Here is a 23,725-nt window from a genome sequence, read left to right on the forward strand (position 1 = left end):
TAACTGTGCACGCTGCACGGTGTTTTTCTCCCATATTGCACACCCAGCTTGTCCGTGACTATGGTCACTTACAGGACGGCCGCCGGGCCGCCTGCGGTTCTCGGCCGCGGGCAGGGCACCGCGGCCACGCAGACGATATGGAGGAAACAGCATGGCTGATGTTCTTGCTCTGGATGGGACAGGCCGGGCCGCGCTGGCCGGTGAGGAGCTCAGGGAGCTGTACCGGCTGATGGTGGCGGTCCGCCACCTGGACGAATCGGCGATCCGCTGGCAGCGCCAGGGCCTGATCCCCGGTTACGCTCCGCAGCTGGGCCAGGAAGCGGCGCAGGTCGGCAGCGGCTACGCACTGGACATGAGCCGCGACTTTGTCTTCCCCACCTACCGCGAAATGGGCGTCGCCCGCACCGTCGGGGTGGACATGGTGGAATACATGTCCACTCATAAGGCCACCTGGCACGGCGGCCTGTACGATCCCAAGGCCTCCCGCTTCGCCCCAATCCAGGCTGTAGTGGGCGGCTCCGTGCTGCACGCAGTCGGCTGGGCGCACGGCCAGACCCTTGACAGGACCCCGGCGGGAGAACTCGGCGTGGCGATCACCTACTTTGGCGACGGCGCCAGCTCGCAGGGCGACGTCCACGAGGCCATGAACTTTGCCGCCGTCATGAAGGCACCGGTCGTCTTCTTCATCCAGAACAACGGCTGGGCCATCTCGGTCCCGACCGAGCGTCAGGTAGCCGGCGGCTCGGTGGCCGGCCGGGCCGCGGGATACGGCATGCCCTCCATCCAGGTGGACGGGAACGACGTCGTTGCCGTCACCCAGGCGACTGCCGCAGCGCTGGCGCACGCCCGTGCAGGCAAGGGACCGGCGGTAGTCGAGGCCATGACCTACCGCCGCGGGCCGCACTCCACCAGCGATGATCCGGGCCGCTACCGCACCCTCGAAGAAGAACGTACCGACGGCGGCGAAGACCCCTTGGCGCGGATGCGCGCCCGGCTGCTGGCCGACGGGATCGCCGACGAAGCCTTCTTCGACGAAGCTCTGGCTGCGGCCAAGGCCGAGGAAGAGCAGATCCGCGCAGGCATCAACGCGCTCGGCCCGCGGCCCGGCACGGAGATGTTCGACTTTGTCTACCAGGAACCCACACAAGCACTGAAGGCACAGGCCAGCGCCTGGCGGGAGGAATCGGAACATGTCTGAGCACACCACCCTGAGCGACCTCGAAGCCGCCCAGGACAACACCGCCGCCGCCGATGTCCAGCAGGAATCCGTGCAGAACTTCCCGGAGCCCGCTGACGCCAGAGCCACCGAAACCATGTCCATGCAGCAGGCCCTGAACCGGGCCCTGGCCGAAGTCATGACGGAGAATCCGCGCGCCCTCATCCTGGGCGAGGACGTCGGCCAGCTCGGCGGCGTCTTCCGCATCACCGACGGCCTGCAGAAGAAGTTCGGCGAGGCGCGGGTTTTCGACACCCCGCTGGCCGAGTCCGGCATCCTGGGCATGTCCGTGGGGCTGGCCATGGCCGGCTACCACCCCATCCCGGAAGTACAGTTCGATGGTTTTGCCTACCCTGCGGTGAACCAGATCATCTGCCAGGTCGGCCGGATGAACTACCGCAGCCGCGGCAAACTGCCGATGCCCATTACCCTGCGCGTGCCAAGCTTCGGCGGCATCCGGGCACCCGAACACCACGGCGAATCGCTGGAAGCAATGTTCGCCCACGTTCCCGGGCTGAAGGTTGTTTCCCCGTCGGGACCGAACGAGGCGTACCACCTGCTCAAGTACGCGGCCACGCGCCAGGATCCGGTCATCTTCATGGAGCCGAAGTCCCGGTACTGGCAGAAGGGCCCGGTCAACACCGGCGCCGACGCAGCAGGCTACAGCCCGACCGGTTCCCGCGTGGTCCGCGAGGGCAAGCACCTGACCCTGGTGGCCTGGGGCGCTATGGTGGCCCGCTGCCTGCAGGTTGCCGAGCTGGCGGCCGAGGACGGCATCGAGATCGAGGTCCTGGACCTGCGCTGGCTCAAGCCCATCGACGCCGAAGGCCTGGCGGCTTCCGTGGCCAAGACGCGCCGCGCCGTCGTCGTTCATGAAGCGCCCCGGACCTCCGGTCTGGGCGCCGAAGTCGCCTCGATCATTACCGAGCGTTGCTTCGGAACCTTGAAGGCACCCGTTGAGCGGGTGACCGGTTTCGACGTACCGTATCCCTCAGGAGACCTCGAGGACGAGTACATCCCCAACATTGACCGCATCCTGTACGGGATCCAGCGAGTATTGGAGTATCGCCGTGGCTGAAATTTCCTTCCCCCTCCCGGACCTGGGCGAGGGCCTGATCGAGGCCACCGTGCTTGAATGGCTGGTCACCGAGGGCGAAATGATCGAACGCAACCACCCGCTGGTGGAAGTGGAGACCACCAAATCGGCGGTGGAGCTGCCCTCGCCGCAGGCCGGCAAGGTGGTCAGGACCTACGGTGAACCCGGCGAGACCATCAAGGTGGGCGACCCGCTGATCGTCTTCGAGGTTCCAGACGACACGGCAGGCATCGTCGGCACCGTGCCGAAGGAGGAGGCGCCCAAGCGCCGCGTCCGCCTCAGCGCCAACCTGGACGAGGACTAATCCGGTGGGCAGGCACCGGGAACAGACAGTCGAGGGGGTGGATCCGCACCTGAACGTGCGGATCCACGAGGCCGCCGAGGGCACCACCGGTCCGCATCGGCCGGTGATTCTGCTGCACGGTTTCGCGTCCTCCGCCAAGCTCAACTGGGAGGACGCGGGCTGGATCACCGCCTTGACACAGGCCGGACGGCGGGTGGTCACGGTGGACCTGCCCGGCCACGGCGGCAGCCCTTCCCCGGAGGAAATGGATGCCTACTCCCCCAGCCGGATCCGCGCGGATCTGCTGCAGCTGATCTACAACGCCCATGTCCGGCCATTGAAGGACGACGACGATTCCACCGGCGTGGATCTCATCGGCTACTCGTTGGGCGCACGTCTGGCTTGGGAGTTCGGCGCCACGCAGCCGGAAATGGTGCGCCGGATGGTCCTGGGCGGACCAGGCGTCGGGGATCCGCTGGCGGACTTCGACCTGCGCGCGGCCCAGCAGTACCTGGCCGACGGGACGGAAATCGCCGACCCGACCACGGCCGAACTGCTCCGGATGGCCACACTGGTGCCCAGCAACAACGTCTTCGCGCTGCTGACCATGATCGAGGCCATCAAGATAGAGCCCTTTGTCCCGGCCGAGGCGGTGCCCCGGATGCCGGTGCTGCTGGTGGCAGGCGAGAAAGACGAACTGGCCACTACGGCACCGGAGCTGGCCAAGCTCAGCGGCAACGCGGAGCTGCTATGGCTGCCGGCCCGGACCCATGCCAACGCAGTCACCAGCCGCGCGTTCAAGAATGCTGCCATCGAGTTCCTCGCCGGCTGAACCGGCCCGTTCCGGTAAGGCTAAAACGGAAGGCACAGCCATTGTGGTGTGCCTTCCGTTTCGCGTTATGGTGCCTACTGCTCCCCCCGGGAAGGTAGACTACTTACTAGATAAAAACCTTTCATACCCGGCCCTGGAGGCTTAGTGGACTTATTCCTCGGGGGACGCTACAGGACCGGTGACCTTATCGGTACCGGTGGTGCGGCCTCGGTATACCGCGCGACGGATGAATCACTTGGACGTGAAGTTGCCGTCAAAATGTTCGCCCCCACCACCCCGGACGACGACGAATACCGGCGCCAGCACACTGAGACGCTGCTGCTGGCCACGCTGAGCCATCCTGTGCTCGTCACGCTTTTCGACGCCGGCCTCTACCAGTCGGACGACGGAGCCACCACAAGCTATCTGGTGATGGAGCTGATCGACGGTCGGGATCTGCGCAAGACGCTGGCAGCAGTCGGACGGCTGGATCCAACGACGACGGCGAACATTGGTGCTGATCTGGCGGATGCGTTGAACTACATCCACGAGAACGGCGTAGTCCACCGGGACGTCAAGCCGGCGAACATCCTGATCGCCGATACCGGCAGCCAGGATACGCGCCTGCATCCAAAACTCTCCGACTTCGGCATCGCACGCGTAGTTGACGCTTCCGTCTCCACGGTTCACGGCGCCACGATCGGAACCGCAAATTACCTGAGCCCGGAACAGGCACTGAGCCATCCGGTGACGCCCGCTTCCGACATCTACTCGCTCGGCCTGGTCTTGCTCGAATGCCTCACCGGCGAGAAAGCCTTTCCCGGGCCGATCGTCGAAGCCGCGGTCGCCCGATTGCTGCGCGATCCCGAAATCCCTGAGGATCTCGGAGCGGCCTGGGGCCAACTGCTGCGTGACATGACTGCCAGGAATCCGCAGGACCGCCCCACCGCGCACGATGTCGCCTTGACCTTGCGGTCCTGGACGGAAACGTCGCTGCCGTCCCACCTTGCTCCTGAGCTAGCCCCGTCACCGACCGCCCAGAGCGGCGTCGACACGGGCAATGTCACCACGGGCAACGTCATCATTCCGGCTCCGCCGAACCGGGCTCCCAGCGTCGGTTAGCCGGCTCGGCTACGCGGAGGTTTTCAGCGAGTCATCCCGAGAGGCTACGCCCGCCGGGTCAGACGGCGTAGAATCCGGGTAGAACCCACGACGGGCAACAGTTGGGCACGGCAATGAGTCGAGCTTTAATGCACTGCACAATGTTGGCTACTGCCATTTCCCTTGCGCTCTGTGCCAGCGGGGCGGCCGGCTTCACAGAAGGGCTCCCGGTAGCCCCGACGGCACTCCAGGTCAGCGACGCCCCGTCGGACGGCTACCCTCCCCGCGGGATTACTACGGGACGTGCCCTGCTCAACACCTTGGTCAAACGGGCACCTGAAGGTCCGGAATTCCGGGAAGCCGCCTTCGACTACCCGGTAGTCGGACCGCACGGCTGTACTACTGAGGAACACGTCCTGATTGCCAGCGCCAGTGACCCAACGATGTCCTCCCCCTGCACTGTAGTTAAGGCGCAATGGCCCGCTGTCTGGGACATGCATGTCTTCGAAGATCCGGCTGAGGTGGATGTAGCGCACCTTGTTCCGCTGGAAGAGGCCTGGCACTCCGGCGCCTGGGCTTGGACGCCTGAGCAGCGCCGCGACTTCGCCAACGATCTGACCAACAGCCTGACCCTGACCATCCTGTCAACCGGCAGCAACGAGGAGCGTGGTTCCTCCGATCCTACGCACTGGTGGCCGCCCTACTTCGGCGTGCACTGCAAATACGCCCAGGAGTGGGTGAGGATCAAGGCACGCTGGAACCTGAGTGTTGATCCTGCTGAATACGACGCGCTCATGATCCAGCTGGACGAGGCGGAGACCAACATGTGCCGGAACATCCCGATCGGTGTCCCTCCGCTCGGCCTGGACCCGGGTGTCGGACCGGCCGCGATCGTTGGGGCCGTAGTCGCAGGGCCGCCGGGCGTCCCCTTCAAGGGAATGACTGTGCAGGCGTACGACGCGGACCAGTCGCTGGTGCGGGAAACGCCGATTCTACTGGAAGGCGACTTTGAGCTGACGGGCCTGCCGCCCGGCGACTACACGGTCAAGTTCCTCGGCGGCACCACGGGCGCGGCGGACCAGTGGTACAGCGCGGCGGGTCCGGGTGGACCGGCTACGGTCATACCGCTGTCGGCCGGCCGTGTTGCCAGCGGAATCAAGGCGGGGATGACCGCCGTCGTAACTCCCTAGCCGCCGACGATTCCACATTCAGTGAACAAGCGCGGGAAAACTTCGGCCAGGGGTTGACGTGACAATCGGCACAGGCCATGATGGATCGTATACGATTTCATACATAAGCAGGAGGATGTCTTGTCTGAAGCACATGTCGCTCAGGAAACCGAAGCGGTCACGCTGCAGCCCGTCGATTCTGCCACGCTGAAAAGCACCGGCAAGGTGCTCGCAGTGCACCTCTCTTACTCTTCCCGGGCAGCCCAGCGCGGACGCGTTCCGGCCAACCCGTCCTACTTCATGAAGGCTTCGTCCTCGTTGAGCCTCAGCGGCGGCACGGTGGAACGCCCTGCTGGCACCGAGCTGCTCGCGTTCGAAGGCGAAGTGGCGCTGGTCATCGGCAAGCCCGCCCGCCGCGTCAGCGTCGAGGATGCCTGGAGCTACGTCGGCGCCGTTACCGCCAGCAACGACCTCGGTGTCTACGACATCAAGTATGCGGACAAGGGCTCCAATATCCGGTCCAAGTCCGGCGATGGCTTCACCCCGGTGGGCCCGGCCCTCATTCCGGCCGACAAGGTAGATCCGGCGGCGCTGCGCGTCCGCACCTGGGTTAACGGCGAACTGGTCCAGGATGACACCACCGAAGCACTGATCTTCCCGTTTGCCCAGATCGTGGCCGACCTGTCCCAGCTGATGACGCTGGAACCGGGCGACATGATTCTCACCGGCACCCCGGCCGGTTCCTCGGTCATCGTCCCGGGCGACGTCGTCGAGGTTGAGGTCGATTCACCCTCCACATCGCTGAGCAGCGGCCGTCTCGTAACCACCGTTACCCAGGGCGAGGTACCGTTCGCGGAATTCGGCAACACCCCCAAGGTCACCGACAAGGACCGCGAGGATGCCTTCGGTTCGGCCGAAGCCGCCGGACTGGCAGCCAAGAAGCCGGTTTTGACCGAGGATCTGAAGGCCAAACTGGCGTCCGTCGCCACCGCCACCATCTCCGCCGCGCTGCGCAAGCGCGGGCTGAACAATGTCAGCATCGATGGTCTGCAGCCGACCAAAACGGACCGCAAGGTCATCGGTACTGCCCGCACGCTGCGGTACGTGCCCAACCGCGAGGATCTGTTCAAGAGCCACGGCGGCGGTTTCAACGCCCAGAAGCGCATTATCGATGATCTGAACGAGGGCGATGTCCTGGTTATGGAGGCCCGCGGTGAAAAGGGCGCCGGCACGCTCGGCGACATCCTGGCCCTGCGCGCCCACAAGCGCGGCGCCGCCGGTGTGATTACCGACGGCGGAGTACGCGACCTCACCGCCGTCGCCGGCCTGGACATCCCGGCCTTCTACGCCTCGGCGCACCCGGCCGTGCTCGGACGCAAGCACGTTCCGTGGGACACGGACATTACCGTGGCCTGCGGCGGAACCACCGTGCAGCCGGGCGACATCATCGTGGCTGACGCCGACGGCATCCTGGTCCTGCCGCCGTCGCTTGCCGAGGAAGTCGCCGACGAGGCCGTCGAGCAGGAGCGCCGTGATGCCTTTGTCTTCCAGATGGTTCAGGAGGGTCACAAGGTTGATGGACTGTTCCCGATGAATGAGGACTGGGTGGCCAAGTACCACGAATGGGTCGCCGCCGGCGGCGGGCAGTAACGGCAAGACAATGTCCACCACCGCCATCCCCGCGCGCACCGACACCCGATCGAAGTCGGAACAGGCCTATGAGGTGCTCAAAGACCGGATCACCGGCGGCGCCCTCGTGGCCGGCTACCGCCTGGTGCTGAGCAGCATCGCCGAAGAACTCGGCTTCAGCGTGGTGCCGGTGCGCGAGGCCATCCGCCGGCTGGAGGCCGAGGGACTGGTCAAGTTCGAACGCAATGTCGGGGCCACGGTCGCCGGCGTCGATGCCACGCTCTACCTGCACACCATGCAGACCCTGAGCGTCATCGAAGGAGCCGCGACCGCCCTGGCAGCACCGCTGATCACTGCGGCGGACATCGACAACGCCCGCCGGCTCAATGCCGAACTGCGCCGGTGCCTGGAAGATTTTGAACCGCAACGCTTCACGCGGATCAACAACGAACTCCATGCCATCCTCTACGGCCATTGCCCCAACCCGCACATCCTGGACCTGGTCCACCGCGGCTGGAACCGGCTGAACGCCATGCGTGCCTCCAGCTTCGATCTGGTACCGGGACGGGCACGCAAGTCAGTTGAAGAACACGACCAGCTCATCGCCCTGATCGAATCCCGGGCCGACGTCCACGAGATCGAGATGGCCGCCCGGGCACACCGGACGGGCACGCTGAACGCCTACATGGCTCAGCACAACCAGCCAGCGTCAGCCATCTAGCCGAGCAAACGCAAGAACAACCCAGGAAAGAAAGGTACATCGTGGCTGAACACTACGTTCCCGAGGACCTGCCCACCCACATCCAGCACTTCATCAACGGCAAGTTCGTCGACTCCGTCGGCGGCCAGACGTTCGACGTGCTGGACCCGGTGACAAACAAGACCTACGCCACCGCGGCAGCCGGCCAGAAGGAAGACATCAACGCCGCTGTCGCCGCCGCGCGCGAGGCTTTCGTCAACGGCCCCTGGCCGAAGATGAAGCCGCGCGAACGCGCCCGGGTCCTGAACAAGATCGCCGACGCCGTCGAGGCCCAGGAAGCACGCCTGGCCGAAATGGAAACCTTCGACACCGGCCTGCCGATCACCCAGGCCAAGGGCCAGGCTTTGCGTGCTGCCGAAAACTTCCGCTTCTTCGCAGACCTGATTGTCGCCCAGTTCGACGATGCCATGAAGGTCCCCGGCTCGCAGATCAACTATGTCAACCGCAAGCCGATCGGCGTCGCGGGCTTGATCACGCCGTGGAACACCCCGTTCATGCTTGAGTCGTGGAAGCTTGCCCCGGCACTGGCCACGGGCAACACCGTGGTGCTCAAGCCGGCCGAGTTCACTCCCTTGTCCGCTTCGCTCTGGGCCGATATCTTCTCCGCGGCCGGCGTGCCGGCCGGCGTCTTCAACCTGGTCAACGGCCTGGGCGAAGAAGCAGGCGACGCCTTGGTCAAGCACCCGGAGGTCCCGCTGATCTCGTTCACCGGCGAGACCACTACCGGACAGACTATCTTCCGCAACGCGGCCGAGAATCTTAAGGGCTTGTCCATGGAACTAGGCGGCAAGAGCCCCTGCGTCGTCTTCGCCGACGCGGACATCGATGCCGCCATCGATTCGGCGCTGTTCGGCGTCTTCTCGCTCAACGGCGAACGTTGCACCGCCGGTTCGCGCATTCTCGTGGAGCGCCCGGTCTACGACGAGTTCCTCGAGAAGTATGCCGCCCGGGCAAAGAACATTGTGGTGGGCGACCCGCATGACCCGAAGACCCAGGTAGGTGCCTTGGTCCACCCCGAGCACTACAAAAAGGTCATGAGCTACGTGGAGATCGGCAAGTCCGAAGGCCGCCTCATCGCCGGCGGCGGCCGTCCCGAAGGCCTGGAGGAAGGCAACTACGTCTCCCCCACCGTCTTCGCCGACGTCAAGCCGGATGCCCGGATCTTCCAGGAAGAGATCTTCGGCCCGGTTGTTGCCATCACGCCGTTCGACAGCGACGAGGAAGCCCTGGAACTGGCCAACGGCGTCAAGTACGGGCTGGCCGCCTACATCTGGACGCAGAACCTGACCCGTGCGCACAACTTCTCCCAGAACGTTGAAGCCGGCATGGTCTGGCTGAACAGCCACAACGTCCGCGACCTGCGCACGCCGTTCGGCGGGGTGAAGTCATCCGGTCTCGGCCACGAGGGCGGCTACCGCTCCATCGATTTCTACACCGACCAGCAGGCCGTGCACATCACGCTCGGCAGCGTCCACACCCCGAAGTTCGGCGCCCAGGCGGCGTCCGAAATCGACTACTAAACCGCTTCAGCGACGAAGGAATGAACACCATGAGCAACGAAATTCCCAAGCCCAGCGTCCCTGCTCCGGACATTGTCCGCTGCGCGTACATGGATTTGGTCGTCACGGACCTGGCCAAGTCCCGCGAGTTCTACGTGGATGTCCTCGGCCTGCACGTGACCGAAGAGGACGAGAACACCATCTACCTGCGCTCCTTCGAGGAGTTCATCCACCACAACCTGGTGCTGCGCAAGGGCCCGGTCGCCGCCGTGGCCTCGTTTGCCTACCGGGTGAAGTCCCCGGCCGAAGTGGACGCCGCCGAGGCGTACTACAAGGAACTCGGGTGCCGCACCGAGCGCCGCAAGGACGGCTTCTCCAAGGGCATCGGCGACTCCGTCCGCGTGGAGGACCCGCTGGGCTTCCCATACGAGTTCTTCTACGACGTCGAGCACGTCGAGCGCCTCACCCAGCGCTACGACCTCTACAGCGCCGGCGAACTGGTCCGCCTGGACCACTTCAACCAGGTCACCCCGGACGTCCCGCGCGGCCGCAAGTACCTGGAGGACCTGGGCTTCCGCGTCTCCGAAGACATCAAGGACTCCGACGGCGTGACCTACGCGGCCTGGATGCACCGCAAGCAGACCGTCCACGACACCGCCCTCACCGGCGGCGACGGCCCGCGCATGCACCACGTTGCCTTCGCCACGCACGAAAAGCACAACATCATCCAGATCTGCGACAAGATGGGCGCCCTGCGCATCTCCGACCGGATCGAACGCGGCCCCGGCCGCCACGGCGTCTCCAACGCGTTCTACCTGTACATCCTGGATCCGGACGGCCACCGCATCGAGATCTACACCCAGGACTACTACACCGGCGACCCGGACAACCCCACCGTCACCTGGGACGTCCACGACAACCAGCGCCGCGACTGGTGGGGCAACCCGGTAGTCCCGTCCTGGTACACCGAGGCCTCCCTGGTCCTGGACCTGGACGGCAACCCCCAGGAAGTCATCAAGCGCACCGACGCCTCCGAAATGGCCGTGACCATCGGAGCCGACGGCTTCTCCTACACCCGCGAACCGGGCGAAGAGCGCGGCTTCAAGGTCGGCGCCCAGCTCTAACAAAGCTCTCGCAAAGATCGACGGTGGGGCGCGGCACAATGCCGCACCCCGCCGTCGTACATCTAACCGCCTAAACTGCCTTGCGTACCGGCTGGCGTTCAAGACACCACGAGGTGGCTCTTCTGGGCGATACCCGCATCTACGCGGTGCCGGCTACTTCGACCAGCCGGCGCCGGTGGTCCTTGACCGCTACGGCCAGCGCTACCAGGACCACGCAGGCGATCGCACCGAATCCCACGGTAATGGCCGTTTGCCAATCCGTTTGGGCCAGGGTAGCAAACGCGATGGCCGTCATCATCGCGATCCCCACGGAGGTTCCGATCCGTTGCCCGGTCTGCTGCACTCCCCCGGCGCTGCCCGCATAATCCAGGGGAACGTCGGCAAGTGTCAACGTCTGGTTCGGGCTGATCACTAGCCCCTGCGCAGTGCCCACGAAGGACAGCGTAAACAGCAGCCACCAAAAGTTCAGGCCGAACGCCGTCTGCCAGTGGATGACCAGCACGCTCGAACCCAGTCCGAAGAGGGCGCACAGGATGCCCCAGATCACTACCCGCCGCCCGTACTCCATCACTTTCCCGCCGGACCAGTGGGATCCGAAGGCCGCCATCACGGCTGCGGGCAAACTGATGAGGCCGGCCTCCAACGCCGTACGGCCCAGCCCGTTTTGGACATAGAGCGCAACGAGAACCCAGACGCTGGTCATGCCGAGCATGTAGAGCCCGGAAATGATGGTGCCATTGGTGAAGCCTGCGCCGCGGAACAAGTGCAGATCCACCATCGGACTGCGGCCACGGAGCTTGTAACGGTGCTCCCACCACGCCCACAGAGCCAGCACCGCCAGGCCGGCGGGCAGCATCGTCCAGGTCCAGGCCGAGCCGCGCGACTCGACGAAGGGCAGCAGCACCATAAGGACGGCAATGCCCAGCAGGAAGGCGCCGATAGGGTCCAGGTCCCGCGGTTGATAGCCGGCCGGCCGTGTTTTGGTAAACGGCAACCATGACCGGCCCAGAGGGATGGACTCGGGGTCGGCGACCTCCACGGGTGCGGCGCGTGCCGGAGGTGAACCGTTCAGCATGGGCTTCGGGAACCAGCGGAAGGCCAGAACCAAGGCCAGGATGCCCACGGGAACGTTGACCAGGAACGTCCAGCGCCAACCGTGCTCCACGCCGAAAATCTGGACCAGCGAACCTCCCAGCAAGGGCCCGATGGCAACGGAGACACCGATCACCGTGCCCATCAGACCGAAAGACCGGGCCCGCTCGCCGTCCCGGAAGTACTGCTGGATCATTCCGATTGCCTGTGGGTTGAGCAGGCCTGAGCCTAAGCCCTGGATGAACCGGGCGATGTTCAGGGTGGACGCATCGGGGGCCAAGCCGGCCGCGATGGATGAGAGGGTAAAGATCACCAACCCGGCTATGAAAATCGGCCCCCGACCGAAGATATCGCCGGCGCGTCCGGCGGCTACGAGCACAATGCCGAAGGTCAGCGCATACCCGGAGAGTACCCACTGGATATCGGATTGGCTGGCCCCCAGCCCGGTCTGGATCGAGGGCAACACGACATTGACAATGCTGACGCCCACCAGCGCCATGAAGACGGTGACCAGCAGGACCCCGAGAATGCGCCAACGGGCAGGATCCGGAACATAGTCCGGATCCTGCGACGGATTCAGCGGTGGGGTCACCCTCCATTCATACGCCCGCACCTGTCCGGGTCAAAACTTCCGCTGTTATGTCGGCGAGGCGCCGCACCGGTCTACCATTGGAGCTTCGGCCCGGCTATAGTTGAGCGTTTCCCTTCGGCGCCGGAGCCAGGTTGCCGCCAGCATCCCGGTTACGATTTCCCAGCTGATCAGCACCAGCATTCCGCCAGTTCCGGCGCCGGCTGCCGTAGCGGCGGGAGCCAAGGCCGCTGCTCCGGCATGATGTCCGTGGCTTACCCCGCCGTTCGGCGCCAGCAGGAGCACGGCGTGGAACGCCGCCATTGTCAGGGCTGCGAGCATCATCATCTTCGCCGGCCTTACGCCGGCCGCACGCCACAGGACGAGGGCGCAGGGCAGGCAGGCAACGGCCATCGCCAGCATCACCCCGGCCTGCCACCAACTGTCCCGGTGGGCCCATGCCATCCAAAAGTGGGCCGCAATCGCGACGAAGGCGGCGAGGGAGCAAAGACGGGCGTGCCATCCGGTTTCAGCCACAGCCTTCGGCCTGATCAGAGGCAACACCATGGCCCGCTACCGGTGGCAGTGCCCGCCGGCGGGCTTGCTCGGCGGCACGTCCAGGACGGGGCTGCGGTCGAAGAAACCGTCGGGGCGGAGCTTGAAGCCCGCCGTGTCGACCGGCATGATCGGCCAGTCCTCAACCCGGGGGTAGTGCGTCAAGCCGAAAGTATGCCAGACCACGATGTCCTCGCCGTCGATATTCCGGTCCTGGGCAAGATAGGCCGGCAGGCCCGCCCCGCCCGCATGCTGGTTGACGAAGTCTCCGGTGGGGTACCGCTCGGCCTCGTCGTGGCGCGTGACCCAAAGGTCCTTCGTAGCGAAAGCCGCGCGCCTGGCTACCGACGAACCTGGATCAGCTAGCAGGGTCGGCTGTCCCTCCGGGTACAGCTTGTAGGCCACCGGCTCGCCGAGCCGGTTCAGCGATTCCGGGTTGGAAATGTGCCAGGTACGACCTGCCGCCATGTTGGCTTCCCTGGCTGCCTCCGACTCCCTGGCCAGCAGCGTACGACGCCGGGTGAAGGCATTGCCGCGTTCGTTGCCTTCGCCGGTGTGCACCCTTACCGCTTCTTCTTCCTCCACCCGATTGGTAAAACCGTCCAGAGCCATGTCCAGCCGTGCGCTGAAGAGATGCTGGTGGAATGGCGCACCGAGTCCTGGCGCCATCTCGGACGCGTACTCGTACCCCTTACCTGGGTAGGCGCTGGTGAACACGATGCCGGTGGCCTTGGCCTCGAACTCGATGGTTCCATCCAAGTACAGGTACCAGTAGAAGCCGTAGTCGTAATTGCCGATGGTGGTGAAGAAGGAGACCACCATGCGGCGGTTGCGGCGGGTGTAGTTGATACCCGTCCACAGGTCGGAGTGCTTGGCGAGAATGCCTGAGTCCTCTTCATGCATGCAGATGCCGTTGCGGATCTCGCGGGGGTTGCCGAAGCCGTCGGCAATGACCGGCGAGAGGTACGTGATGTCGCCCAGACAGTCGCAGCCCAGTTCCAGCGAGTTGGCGTACTGACCCACCTGGTATTCGCCCGTATCGAAATAGTTCTGCCAGGAGCGCACAGGTGACGGATCACCGTAGGGAACGACCATCTCGGCGATGGAAGCGCGCTTGATGATGGAGCGATGGCGATCGCCGTCCTGGAACCCGATGTTGTGCAGCACCACGCCTTCGCGGGCGTCGAAACCGACATCAAAGCTCCACTTCTCCCATTCGATGTGGTTGCCGCCGGTCACGGTGAAGCTCGGCCCCTCCGGCTGGGTGATCTCGATTGGCTTCTGGGTGGTGCGCAGTTCCCCGGTCAGTTCCGGGTCCGTGTAGTTGCCGTGCTCGGCGGGGACCGGCACGGCGCCGAAGTCCAGCACCTGGTCCACGCTCTTATTGACTACGTCAACGTAGGCCACCAGCCCATCGATCGGGTGGGCCCAGGCGCTGTCCTCCGGAAACTCCTGGTAGAAGGCCAGGCCACGCAGGATCCGGCGGCCCTTCTCCTCCGGATACTCGAACACCCCCGCGGATAGCGGGGCCACGCGCACCTTGTCGACGGCGAGCCCCCGCTCCGCGAGCGCTTTTAGCCAGCGTCCGTCCTGGGCAAGAATCTGCTCAACAACTTCGAATTCTTCCTCCAGCACGGGCAGTTCACCGGTGAGCGACGTATCCAGTTCAGCCACGGACAGCACCCTGTTCTCAGTAACCGAGACAGTGACGTCCCGGGGCGCGGCACCCGAAACATCATGCAGAAAGGCGCGGAAGCGCCGGTCCTCCGCGCCCTGGGACCCGCGTGGAGGATCAGTCAACCCGAGGTAGGCGAATCTCGTCGCGTCGCCTACAAACCCGTGGTCGGCAAGGATTTCGCGGACCCGGATGATTTCATCGGCCGTAGCCAAAGCGTAGGCAGTGTTGGTGACTCCCGCTGTGGTGGTCATGGCTACCCTTTCAAGTAAGAATTTGCTGGCCGCACCGACGCCTTTATGACGGCCGCGGCTACGATTTTGTTTTTCTATGTCTGTAGAGAATAACGGCCAGTAAGATGCATCACAAGGGGTGAGACCCAAAAATTTCCGAGGGAGCAAGAAGTGCCGAAGATCGTCGACCACGACCAACGCCGGTTGGAACTGGTGAGCGCCACCTGGCGAATCATCGCCCGCCTTGGCATGGATGCTGCCACCATGCGTGAGATCGCAGCCGAAGCTGGCTTTGCCAATGGTGCACTCAAGCCCTACTTCCCCACGAAAGACGATTTGCTCGCGTTTGCGTTTGAGCACGTCTTCAATCAGACCAACCGGCGCATGGCCGCTGCCACTACAGGCAAGACCGGCCTGGCCGCGCTTCGCGCGTACTGTCAGGAAATTCTTCCGCTGGACGAAGACCGGCTCAACGAGGCCCGCATCGTGATTCCGTTTTGGCAAAAAGCCTTGACCGATCAATCCAAGGCGGAGCTGCACGATTTATCAATGGAACAGTGGCGGACGAGCCTGGTCGAGCAGTTGCAGCAGGCGCGCTCCGAAGGCGAGGTTTCAACCTCAGTCAGCGATGAGGCAATCGCCGGGCATGTCATGAATATGGTGTTGGGCGCCCAGATTACTGCGGTGCTGGATCCGGACCACTACTCCCCTAGCCAGCTGGCGGCCCAGCTGGATGGCTATCTGGAGCTGCTGGCGGCCCATCCCTGACCGTCATGTTTTTCGCCCGCTGTCGAAAAAAACATGGCGGCGGCAGATAAAAGCCGCTAGATTAGACGGAGTGTGCTTAACCACACACCCCGTAGCAAAGGGCGGGGAGGAGCAAAGGGGACGTTGTGCTAGGAACTACAGTGCGCAGCATGCGGGGAAAGCAGTCCGGTGACGTGCAGACTGCCGTCGCCGATAACTTCAGCCAGTGGCACCACCTGGTGTCCGAATCCTTCGTGCCCCTGGAAGTCCGCTCGGATAAACTCCAGGATTTCAGTGGCGTGCTGCGTTCGCGGGTGCTGGACGAACTCTCCATCGTAGAAGTGACTGCAAAAGGCCATCAGGTACTGCGCACTCCGGCGCTAATCGAGCGGTCCGACCGGCTGTTCTTCAAGTTGAACCTGCAGCTCTCCGGCCACGGCATCCTCATCCAGGACAATCGAGAAGCTGCGCTGCGTCCTGGTGACATTGCCGTCTACGACACCCACCGGCCTTACACCTTGGCGTTTGAGGAGGACTTCCGGACGCTGGTGGTCATGTTTCCCCACGAAATCCTGGACCTCTCCCCCGACGACGTGGGTCAGCTGACTGCCGTGCGGATGGCTGGAGACCAAGGTCTGGGTCGCATGATCAGCCCATTCATGATGCAACTGGCGGAAAACCTGGAAGTACTCACCGGACCGAGCGGCCATCGCCTGGCGCACAACGCCGTCGACCTGATCGCCACCATGTTCGACAACGAACTCAGCACCAGACGAAGCACCGAGGAAGGACGACATAGCGAACTGCTGGTCCGGATCAGGAAGTACATCGAAGCCAACCTCGGCGATCCGGACCTCGCTCCGGCGAACATTGCGGCTGCCCATTACATTTCCACCCGCCAGTTGCACAACATCTTCCACCAGGCCGATGCCACTGTCGCCACCTGGATCAGGGCACGGAGACTCGAACACTGCCGGCGGGATCTGCGCGATCCTATTCTTGCCGACCGGCCCGTCGGAACCATTGCCAACCGGTGGGGTTTTGTCGATGCAGCGCACTTCAGCCGCATCTTCCGCAGTGCCTACGGACAAACGCCCAGCGCCTATCGGCTGGGCTGAATAACGGGCGTCCGACCATTCCGACCCCCAACATCAGCCAGAGCCCGCCCATCACGGCAATCAGCACCTCACCGCAAGCTGTGCACGCTTAGACAAGACCGTTGCCCGCGACGACAACCCCTTGCCGAGTGATCGATGCCACAATCGGAACATCTTTTATTCTCCCGTTGGAGGTTTTAATGACACAGCAACGAGCACTGCCAACTCCACCCAGCACAGAGACCCAAGGCTTAAGCCGCCGGACTCTGGGCGTCCCTGCCCTTGTTTTCATGATCATTGCCGCGTCGGCGCCGTTGACTGTTATCGCCGGCGGCACACCCAGCAACTTCGCCGTTACCGGTGTGGTAGGAATTCCTGCGTCCTTTCTGGTCCTGGGGATCTGCTTGGCAGTGTTTGCGGTGGGCTACTCGGCAATGAGCGCCCACATCCGCAATGCCGGTGCCTTCTACGCATACATCGCCCAGGGGTTGGGGCGGGCGGCCGGGGTCGGCGCCGCGTGGGTGGCGCTGGTCGCCTACAACGCCATGCAGATCGGCATTTACGGCCTGTTCGGCTTCGCGTCCGCTTCGTTCATCGGCAGCAAGATCGGCGCCGAAGTTCCATGGTGGCTGACCGCCGCCGTCGGATTTTTGATAGTCGGCTGGCTCGGCATCAACAAGGTGGATTTGTCGGTCAAAGTGATCGCCGTTCTGGTGGGCCTGGAATTCCTTGCTGTCATTGTGTTCGACGTTGTCGCCTTGGCCGTGCAGCCGGAGGGTGTCTCGGCAGCGGGCCTGGCCCCATCGAACCTGTTCACTGCAGGAGTGGGGGCAGCTTTGGCGTTCAGCATTGCCGGATTCATGGGCTTCGAGTCGGCCGCCATCTACAGCGAGGAGGCCAAGGATCCCAAACGTTCGATCGGGCGGGCTACGTTCATCGCCATTGCCGTCATCTCACTCTTCTACGCGTTTTCGGCCTGGGCAACAACGATCGCGACAGGGCCTAGCCAGGTAGTCGCTCAATCCCAGGAATTTGGCCCCGACCTGCTCTTCGTCTTTCTGAGCGCGCATGCGGGTACTGTCGCAGCGGACATCACGCAGGTCCTGTTCATTACGAGTCTTCTAGCCGCGCTCATTGCCTTTCACAACGCCGTAGCTCGGTATGTCTTCTCGCTGGGACGGGAAGGAGTCCTCCCGAAGCGGCTGGGTTACGTCAGTCCGCAAAGCCATGCTCCCGTTGCCGGCTCGCTCGTCCAATCCGCGCTTGCCCTGGTGATGCTGTTCATTTTCGCCATCGCCGGCATCGGGTCCGAGCTCGGTCCGCTCTATCCTGTCCTGACCTTCTTTACATGGCTGACGAACACCGGCGCATTCGGTCTTGTCCTGCTGCTTGTCCTGATTTCACTGGCCGTCATCGGATACTTCCGCAGGCACGGTGACGGACACTCTGTCTGGACGCGTATCGTGGCCCCGGCACTCGCTGCAGCGCTCCTGGGCGCCGTATTCATTATGATCGTCGTCAACTTCGATGTACTCATCGGCACCGAGGGAACGTCACCGCTTTCATGGATCTTGCCCGCGGTCGCGTTGGTGCCCGGCGTACTCGGAGTGCTCTGGGGACTGTACCTGAAAAGTGCCAGGCCCCAGGTCTACAGCGGCATTGGCAGCGGCGGGAGCGGGAATGACTAGGCCGGCAACTCCCAGCCATAGCGCAAGATATTCACGGCGTTAAACAGAAGAACCGGGGCTGCAGAGGTTGGGGGGCTGTGCAGCGCCGGTTTTTCCGTCTCAGGCCTCTCGTTCAAAGACCCGGGATCAGACGAAGCGGGCTTCTTCCCAAGCCCGGCTTCCTCCCCTAGCCTATGCACTGGCACAGAAAGCCGCGATGGGGAGAACTACCCATCGCGTCGGCTTGACCTCTGGCAGGAATGCTGGCAAGACAAAGACACTGCCAGATCCAGCACCCGAGCAAGGAGTCTCCATGCCGGCTCACCAGCGACCCGGGCAGCCACGGCGCCAGACGACCGTGCTGCGCATCGCCACGATGAACGTGCTTTCCCCCTCCCACGCTCATTGGCCGGTCCGGCGTCCGCTGCTCAAGGAATGCTTATCACGACTTGAAGCCGACGTATACGCCCTGCAGGAAATCGATGCCGCCGGAACCCATGACGCAGCCGCCGAACTCATCGGCCCCGGGTACCACATCGTGCGGCATACCAGGACGGCTCCTGACGGCACAGGTGCTGTGATTGCTTCCCGCTGGCCCATCGTCGTGCTCCAGGAGCTGGACCTGGACGTTTCGTCACGAACCTCTGCTGACAGTTGGTACTCGACCGTGATTGCCGAAATCCACGCACCGGCACCTTGGGGCACGTTTCTCATGGTCCATCACAAGCCCGTTTGGCAGCTCGGCTACGAACGTGAACGTGAGCTACAGGCAGTGGCGACAGCAGGCGCGGTGGAAAGACTGCTGGACAGCGCAAACCGCCATGTCATAATCGCCGGAGACTTCGACGCCGCACCGGACTCCGCCAGCATCAGGTTCTGGACCGGTCTGCAGTCTCTGGAAGGAATCAGCGTCGCTTACCAGGACTCCTGGACCGTTAAGCATCAAGACGAACCCGGCCACACCTTCAGCCCGCACAACATTCTGGTCCGCAACGGGGATATGCCGTTGGACTCCGGCCGGCGGATCGATTACATCATGAACCGGTGCGGCATCCATGGCCCGTCCCTGGCCGTAGCCCAGTGCAGGCGGATAGCGGAACCTGACGCCGCAAGGCAGCCAAGTGACCACTACGGCCTGTGCACGGATTACCAGATTCCTGCGCGGCCCGTTGGCACTCCACCTATCTAGCAGGTTGACTCAGGTCTGCACCCGTACCGTCAGGGATGTAACACCCGCGGTGCCAGACTATAAAGGCGGGCCGGCCGCTGCGTGGAGATCCGCAACAGCCCGCCCGCCTTCATGACCCGAGGACTTCGAGTTCTAGCGAGCCTCAGGATGCTTCTGCAGGTACTCCCGGTGCGCTTCTTCCACGCGCAGATTGGTACCCCGCGTTTCCTTGACCACGGACACCGCGACCAGGGAAATCACACACAGCACGGCGATGTAGATTCCGATGGAAATGGTGGTGCCGGTCCAACCCAGCAACAGCTCAGCGATCATCGGAGCGAAAGCGCCACCCAAAATCGCGCCGATGGCGTAACCGATCGAGACACCGGAGTAGCGAACGTTGGCAGGGAACATCTCCGCATACAGTGCCGACTGGGGGCCGTAGGAGAGGCCAAGCCCGATGGTCAGCACAAAGGCGGCGACAGTGAACCAGATGATGCTGGCGGTGTCGATCAGCAGGAACATCGGAACCGCCCACAGCAGAACCCAAACGTAGCCGATCTGGAAGGTGCGGATCCGTCCGATCTTGTCGGAAAGGATGCCGCCATACATGGTGAAGGCCAGCCAGCCGAACGCAGCCAAGGTGCTCGCCAGCAGCACGGCGGAGCGGTCCATGCCCAGACCGCCATCTGCGATTTCTTTGGTTGCGTAGGAAGCGAAGAAAGCGATCAGCAGGTAGCCGGCAGCGTTGTTGGCAATGAAGATCAATGCCGTCAGAATGACTTCTTTCCAGTTGTGCTTGAACAACTGGCCTAGAGGGGCAGCAGATTCCTTCTTGCGCTCCTGCATCTCCTTGAAGACAGGGCTCTCGTCGACGGTCCGCCGGATCAGATAGCCGACAACAATCAGCACCACGGAGAACAGGAACGGAATACGCCAGCCCCAAGTCAGGAAGGCTTCCTCGGTCATGAACGTGGTCAAGAGCCACATGACACCGGTAGCAAGGATCATGCCGCAGGGAACACCGATCTGAGGGAAGGCGCCGAAGAAGCCACGCTTGTTGCGTGGAGCATGCTCCACGGACATCAGAGCGGCACCGCCCCATTCGCCACCCGCAGAGAAGCCCTGCAGGATCCGGAGGAAGACCAGGAGAATCGGAGCCCAGATACCGATCTCCGCGTAGGTCGGCAGGACACCGATGAGGGTGGTAGCCAGACCCATCAGCAGCAGGGTAAAGACCAGCATCAGCTTGCGGCCCAGCCGATCGCCCAAATGGCCGGCAACGATGGCGCCCAGCGGCCGGAAGAGGAAGCTGATGCCCAGCGAAGCCCAGGCCACAATCTGGGCCAGGCCCGCACTCTCCTGCGACAGCGGCGCGAAGTACAGGCCGGCGAGCACCATGCCAGCCGCCTGGGCATAGATAAAGAAGTCGTACCACTCGATGGTGGTGCCGACCAGCGTTCCGGCTAGAACCTTCCGCTCCTCGTGCCGTGTAGCGGGAGGAAGGTTGTCTGCCAGTTCTTCTGACGTTGACATGAGAAACTCCGATTGTCCGAACGGGAACATTACTTACAGAACGGTCGGTAATGTGACTCTGGCAATATTACACGATGGTGACATGGGGCACAGTTCGAAGCCTAACGATTAGGCAACGGTGCTTCACTGCCAGCAGTGCCGACGGGAGCTGGCAGCATCCCATGCAACGGAGCCACCGGCCTCCGAACAAAAGCGGAGGCTCAGTCCGAGGAAGAAGGCGCTCTTGGCGATCGCGTTGGCGGCAACCTGATGCGCCACTAGTCCACGGCACTGGCTTACGCCATGCCGGGCATTGCATGGCTACGGCGGGCAGGACGATGCGCTCGATCGACACAAAGAGGCCCTCGAAGACACGACACTGTCCATCTCATCGAAGCGCCCGGCCATTCATCATGGTGTCTGACGCGCAGCGACCCACTGCACCGCAATGCCCGCACACCCTGCCTTGCGTTCTATATTTGAACATCACGTCCCGATATAGAACAATGGAGGAATGTGAGTGGAGACACAATTCACTGTGTGCTGCTTCTCCCCGACGGAAAATAGGATGGTCTGATGAGTGAGGCTCGTATTTCGGCTCCAGCGGTTCCCGCTGGCGCCCCGACGCGCGCGGAGGGATCAGTCAAAGCGCCCGCCCACTCGCAGACTTTGTCCCGCGGGATTCGAGCTCTTGAGATATTGGCCGAGGCACGGTCGCCGATGACGATCGCGGAACTCTCGGAGGCTCTCGGCGTCCACCGGTCGATCGCCTACCGGATTCTACGTACGCTGGAGGACCATTCGCTGGTGCTGCGTGATTCGGCCGGGCGAGTTCAGGCCGGACCGGGTCTGGCTGCACTGGCCCGCGGAGTCTCACGTGATCTTCAATCGGCAGCGCTTCCGGAGCTGACTGCCCTGGCTAATGGACTGGCCATGACGGCGTTCCTCGCCGTATGGGACCAGCGAGACTGCGTCACGCTTATCACGGTGGAACCGCGCCATGCTTCAGCCACCTTGGCCCAGCGGCCGGGCACGCGACACTCCTTCAGCGCAGGCGGTCCAGGTATCGCCATCCAGTCCGCCCTAACCGAAGAGCAATGGGAACAACTGGCCTCGGGACAGGCGTACCGTCCCGAGGCCAGGAAAGCCCGCGAAGTCGGCTACAGCGTCAGCCACGAGGAGGTCATACCGGGAACCTCCTCGGTGGCGGCGCCTATCCGCATTCCGGGACAGTTGCCAGCTGCGGTCGCCGTCGTTTACGTCCGAACTGACAAGCCGGAGGCTGAGTTGGGTGCAGAATTGATCCGGGCAGCGGCCGCAATAGAGGACGAACTCAGCTGACTACCTCCGGCGGACCAGCATGGCACCGAGCATGCTTACCGCCAGCATGGCCACGGATGCCCCGACGGCGACCAGGAACGCACCTTGGTAGCCGTAGGTTTCGGCGATTGCCCCGGCTACTCCGGAGCCAAGGGCCGAGCCGAGCACTACTCCGCTTGCCAGCAGGGTCATGACCGTGCCCAGCCGCTCGTCCGGAGCGACCTTACCTCCGATGGTGAAGATGGTGACCATGGTGGGTCCGACGGGCAGACCCACGAGCAGCAGGACCACCAGCATCGGCACTACTTCAGTGGGCAGGAGTAACAGCAGGCTCAGGACGGCCATCGCTGCGGCACTGGCGATCCAGCGCGAGGCATGGGAAAACGTCTCCGACCAGTACGCGACAGACAACGCCGTCACAGCGGAACTCAGTCCGAGCACGGCATAGAGCAGACCTGCCGTGTCCGCCGCGCCAAAGCTACCGCCGAACGCATTCAAAGCATTCTGTGTGGCCCCGAAGAACGTCCCCATGGCAATCATCCCGGCCACAGGAATAATGACAACTCCCCAGTTCACCGGGGTCTTCCGCGCCGCGGCCGCTGCCTGCGGGTGCCGTTCAACCAGCTTCGGGGTCACTGGTTGGACGCTGCGGTAGGTCGGGTGGACGGCGAAAGCCGAAACCATCACGATGGTCAGGGTTGCTGCCAGCGCAAACGGCAGCCAGGGTGCTACCAATGCCGCCAGCAGCCCCACCAGTGCCGGTCCCAGGACGAAGGTCAGCTCGTCGGCGGTACTTTCGTAGGACAGGGCCGTATCGAGTTCCTGCTTATTGTTCCTCGTCATGGCCATCCATCGCACGCGCGCCAGCGGACCCACTTGCGGGCAAGTGGCTCCCATGAGCAGCGCAGCGCCGAGGGCGAAAAAGATTTCCGGCCCGTCGAAATCGGCGGTGAGGTAGGCGGCGGCAAGGACGAGGCCAATGCTCAGTGTGTGGGCAACAGCCGAAATCAGCAGGACCGGGCGTTGGCCTGCCCTGTCGGCGAAATAGCCGATTGCCGGGGCGCCGATGGCGGATCCGATGCCGACTGCGCCGGCGGCGAAGCCACCGATTGCGTAGGAACCGCTAACGGCGGTGAGCAGAGTCAGCGCTCCTACCGTGAGCATGGCCAAGGGAAGCCGAGCGAGGAAGGCAATAGGGAGGAAGCTTGGCCCCGCCAGGGCTGGCAGGCGGGCGTAGCGGCCGAAAATGCTGCCTGACGCTGATGCTTCCGGCACGTCGCCCGTGGCCTCAGCCGTTGGGGCGTTGGGAGTTGGAGTAGAGTCCGCACTTCGTGTCATGTCATTTTCCGATAGCAAGAACCGCGCATCGTCCCGCCTCCCGATGCGCCCAACCCGGATAA

General features: G+C 63.6%; 20 protein-coding genes. 15 read left to right on the top strand and 5 right to left on the bottom strand.

Annotation, left to right across the window (positions count from 1 at the left end; translation table 11 throughout):
• The first annotated feature begins 151 nt into the window (after positions 1-151).
• The 10 genes from AC20117_RS21320 (at position 152) to hpaD (ending at position 10,688) form a co-directional block, all read left to right on the top strand.
• A complete protein-coding gene (locus tag AC20117_RS21320) occupies positions 152-1,198 on the top strand; it encodes a thiamine pyrophosphate-dependent enzyme (RefSeq protein ID WP_074701754.1) in 1,047 nt (348 codons plus the stop codon).
• A 115-nt stretch (positions 1,199-1,313) separates the two neighbouring features.
• The gene (locus AC20117_RS21325) at positions 1,314-2,294 is read left to right on the top strand and encodes an alpha-ketoacid dehydrogenase subunit beta (protein WP_418202264.1); all 981 of its coding nucleotides are present in this window, start codon (positions 1,314-1,316) and stop codon (positions 2,292-2,294) included.
• On the top strand, positions 2,287-2,616 hold the full coding sequence (locus AC20117_RS21330; protein ID WP_074701752.1) for a biotin/lipoyl-containing protein: 330 nt from the start codon (positions 2,287-2,289) through the stop codon (positions 2,614-2,616). Before AC20117_RS21325 ends, AC20117_RS21330 begins: the two co-directional genes overlap by 8 nt.
• Positions 2,617-2,620: 4 nt before the next feature.
• A complete protein-coding gene (locus AC20117_RS21335; RefSeq protein WP_074701751.1) occupies positions 2,621-3,427 on the top strand; it encodes an alpha/beta fold hydrolase in 807 nt (268 codons plus the stop codon).
• Positions 3,428-3,571: 144 nt separating this feature from the next.
• Positions 3,572-4,528, top strand: coding sequence for a serine/threonine-protein kinase (locus AC20117_RS21340; RefSeq protein ID WP_074701750.1), 957 nt, complete (start codon positions 3,572-3,574; stop codon positions 4,526-4,528).
• Positions 4,529-4,668: 140 nt separating this feature from the next.
• A complete protein-coding gene (locus AC20117_RS21345) occupies positions 4,669-5,697 on the top strand; it encodes a GmrSD restriction endonuclease domain-containing protein (RefSeq protein WP_074701749.1) in 1,029 nt (342 codons plus the stop codon).
• 162 nt (positions 5,698-5,859) lie between these two features.
• Positions 5,860-7,326: a fumarylacetoacetate hydrolase family protein gene (locus AC20117_RS21350; protein WP_074703339.1), complete on the top strand. Its 1,467-nt coding sequence runs from the start codon at positions 5,860-5,862 to the stop codon at positions 7,324-7,326.
• A 10-nt stretch (positions 7,327-7,336) separates the two neighbouring features.
• Positions 7,337-8,026 (top strand): GntR family transcriptional regulator, encoded by a 690-nt coding sequence (locus AC20117_RS21355; protein WP_074701747.1) that lies wholly within the window; start codon positions 7,337-7,339, stop codon positions 8,024-8,026.
• Positions 8,027-8,067: 41 nt separating this feature from the next.
• On the top strand, positions 8,068-9,585 hold the full coding sequence (gene hpaE, locus AC20117_RS21360; RefSeq protein WP_074701746.1) for a 5-carboxymethyl-2-hydroxymuconate semialdehyde dehydrogenase: 1,518 nt from the start codon (positions 8,068-8,070) through the stop codon (positions 9,583-9,585).
• A 29-nt stretch (positions 9,586-9,614) separates the two neighbouring features.
• Positions 9,615-10,688 (top strand): 3,4-dihydroxyphenylacetate 2,3-dioxygenase, encoded by a 1,074-nt coding sequence (gene hpaD, locus AC20117_RS21365; protein ID WP_074700748.1) that lies wholly within the window; start codon positions 9,615-9,617, stop codon positions 10,686-10,688.
• A 139-nt stretch (positions 10,689-10,827) separates the two neighbouring features.
• Here hpaD and AC20117_RS21370 read toward each other — a convergent pair whose 3' ends face one another.
• From AC20117_RS21370 to AC20117_RS21380, 3 genes are read right to left on the bottom strand one after another with little or no spacing between them, the layout of a single operon-like run.
• The gene (locus tag AC20117_RS21370; RefSeq protein WP_074701744.1) at positions 10,828-12,372 is read right to left on the bottom strand and encodes an MFS transporter; all 1,545 of its coding nucleotides are present in this window, start codon (positions 12,370-12,372) and stop codon (positions 10,828-10,830) included.
• Positions 12,373-12,417: 45 nt separating this feature from the next.
• Positions 12,418-12,885 carry a hypothetical protein gene (locus AC20117_RS21375; protein WP_139186811.1) on the bottom strand — a complete coding sequence of 156 codons (468 nt, stop codon included), beginning with the start codon at positions 12,883-12,885 and terminating at the stop codon, positions 12,418-12,420.
• A 36-nt stretch (positions 12,886-12,921) separates the two neighbouring features.
• On the bottom strand, positions 12,922-14,832 hold the full coding sequence (locus AC20117_RS21380) for a primary-amine oxidase (RefSeq protein WP_074701741.1): 1,911 nt from the start codon (positions 14,830-14,832) through the stop codon (positions 12,922-12,924).
• Positions 14,833-14,982: 150 nt separating this feature from the next.
• Here AC20117_RS21380 and AC20117_RS21385 point away from each other — a divergent pair, with 150 nt between their 5' ends.
• The 4 genes from AC20117_RS21385 (at position 14,983) to AC20117_RS21400 (ending at position 19,511) form a co-directional block, all read left to right on the top strand.
• Positions 14,983-15,579 (top strand): TetR/AcrR family transcriptional regulator, encoded by a 597-nt coding sequence (locus tag AC20117_RS21385; RefSeq protein WP_074701740.1) that lies wholly within the window; start codon positions 14,983-14,985, stop codon positions 15,577-15,579.
• A 149-nt stretch (positions 15,580-15,728) separates the two neighbouring features.
• The gene (locus tag AC20117_RS21390; RefSeq protein ID WP_074703338.1) at positions 15,729-16,676 is read left to right on the top strand and encodes an AraC-like ligand-binding domain-containing protein; all 948 of its coding nucleotides are present in this window, start codon (positions 15,729-15,731) and stop codon (positions 16,674-16,676) included.
• Between the two features lie 269 nt (positions 16,677-16,945).
• Positions 16,946-18,343 (top strand): APC family permease, encoded by a 1,398-nt coding sequence (locus AC20117_RS21395; RefSeq protein ID WP_236777397.1) that lies wholly within the window; start codon positions 16,946-16,948, stop codon positions 18,341-18,343.
• 292 nt (positions 18,344-18,635) lie between these two features.
• The gene (locus tag AC20117_RS21400; RefSeq protein ID WP_074701737.1) at positions 18,636-19,511 is read left to right on the top strand and encodes an endonuclease/exonuclease/phosphatase family protein; all 876 of its coding nucleotides are present in this window, start codon (positions 18,636-18,638) and stop codon (positions 19,509-19,511) included.
• Positions 19,512-19,643: 132 nt separating this feature from the next.
• Here the strand turns inward: AC20117_RS21400 and AC20117_RS21405 are convergent, their stop codons facing one another.
• Positions 19,644-21,026 (bottom strand): MFS transporter, encoded by a 1,383-nt coding sequence (locus AC20117_RS21405; protein ID WP_074701735.1) that lies wholly within the window; start codon positions 21,024-21,026, stop codon positions 19,644-19,646.
• A 555-nt stretch (positions 21,027-21,581) separates the two neighbouring features.
• Between AC20117_RS21405 and AC20117_RS21410 the strand changes: the two genes are divergently transcribed.
• Positions 21,582-22,346, top strand: coding sequence for an IclR family transcriptional regulator (locus AC20117_RS21410; RefSeq protein WP_083339816.1), 765 nt, complete (start codon positions 21,582-21,584; stop codon positions 22,344-22,346).
• On the opposite strand, the gene AC20117_RS21415 is transcribed toward AC20117_RS21410, so the two are convergent.
• Entirely contained in the window at positions 22,347-23,663 is a 1,317-nt protein-coding gene (locus AC20117_RS21415) for an MFS transporter (RefSeq protein WP_083339815.1), read from the bottom strand. It lies immediately after the preceding gene.
• Positions 23,664-23,725: the final 62 nt, after the last annotated feature.

Source organism: Arthrobacter crystallopoietes (assembly GCF_002849715.1).
GTDB classification, from domain to species: Bacteria; Actinomycetota; Actinomycetes; order Actinomycetales; family Micrococcaceae; genus Crystallibacter; species Crystallibacter crystallopoietes.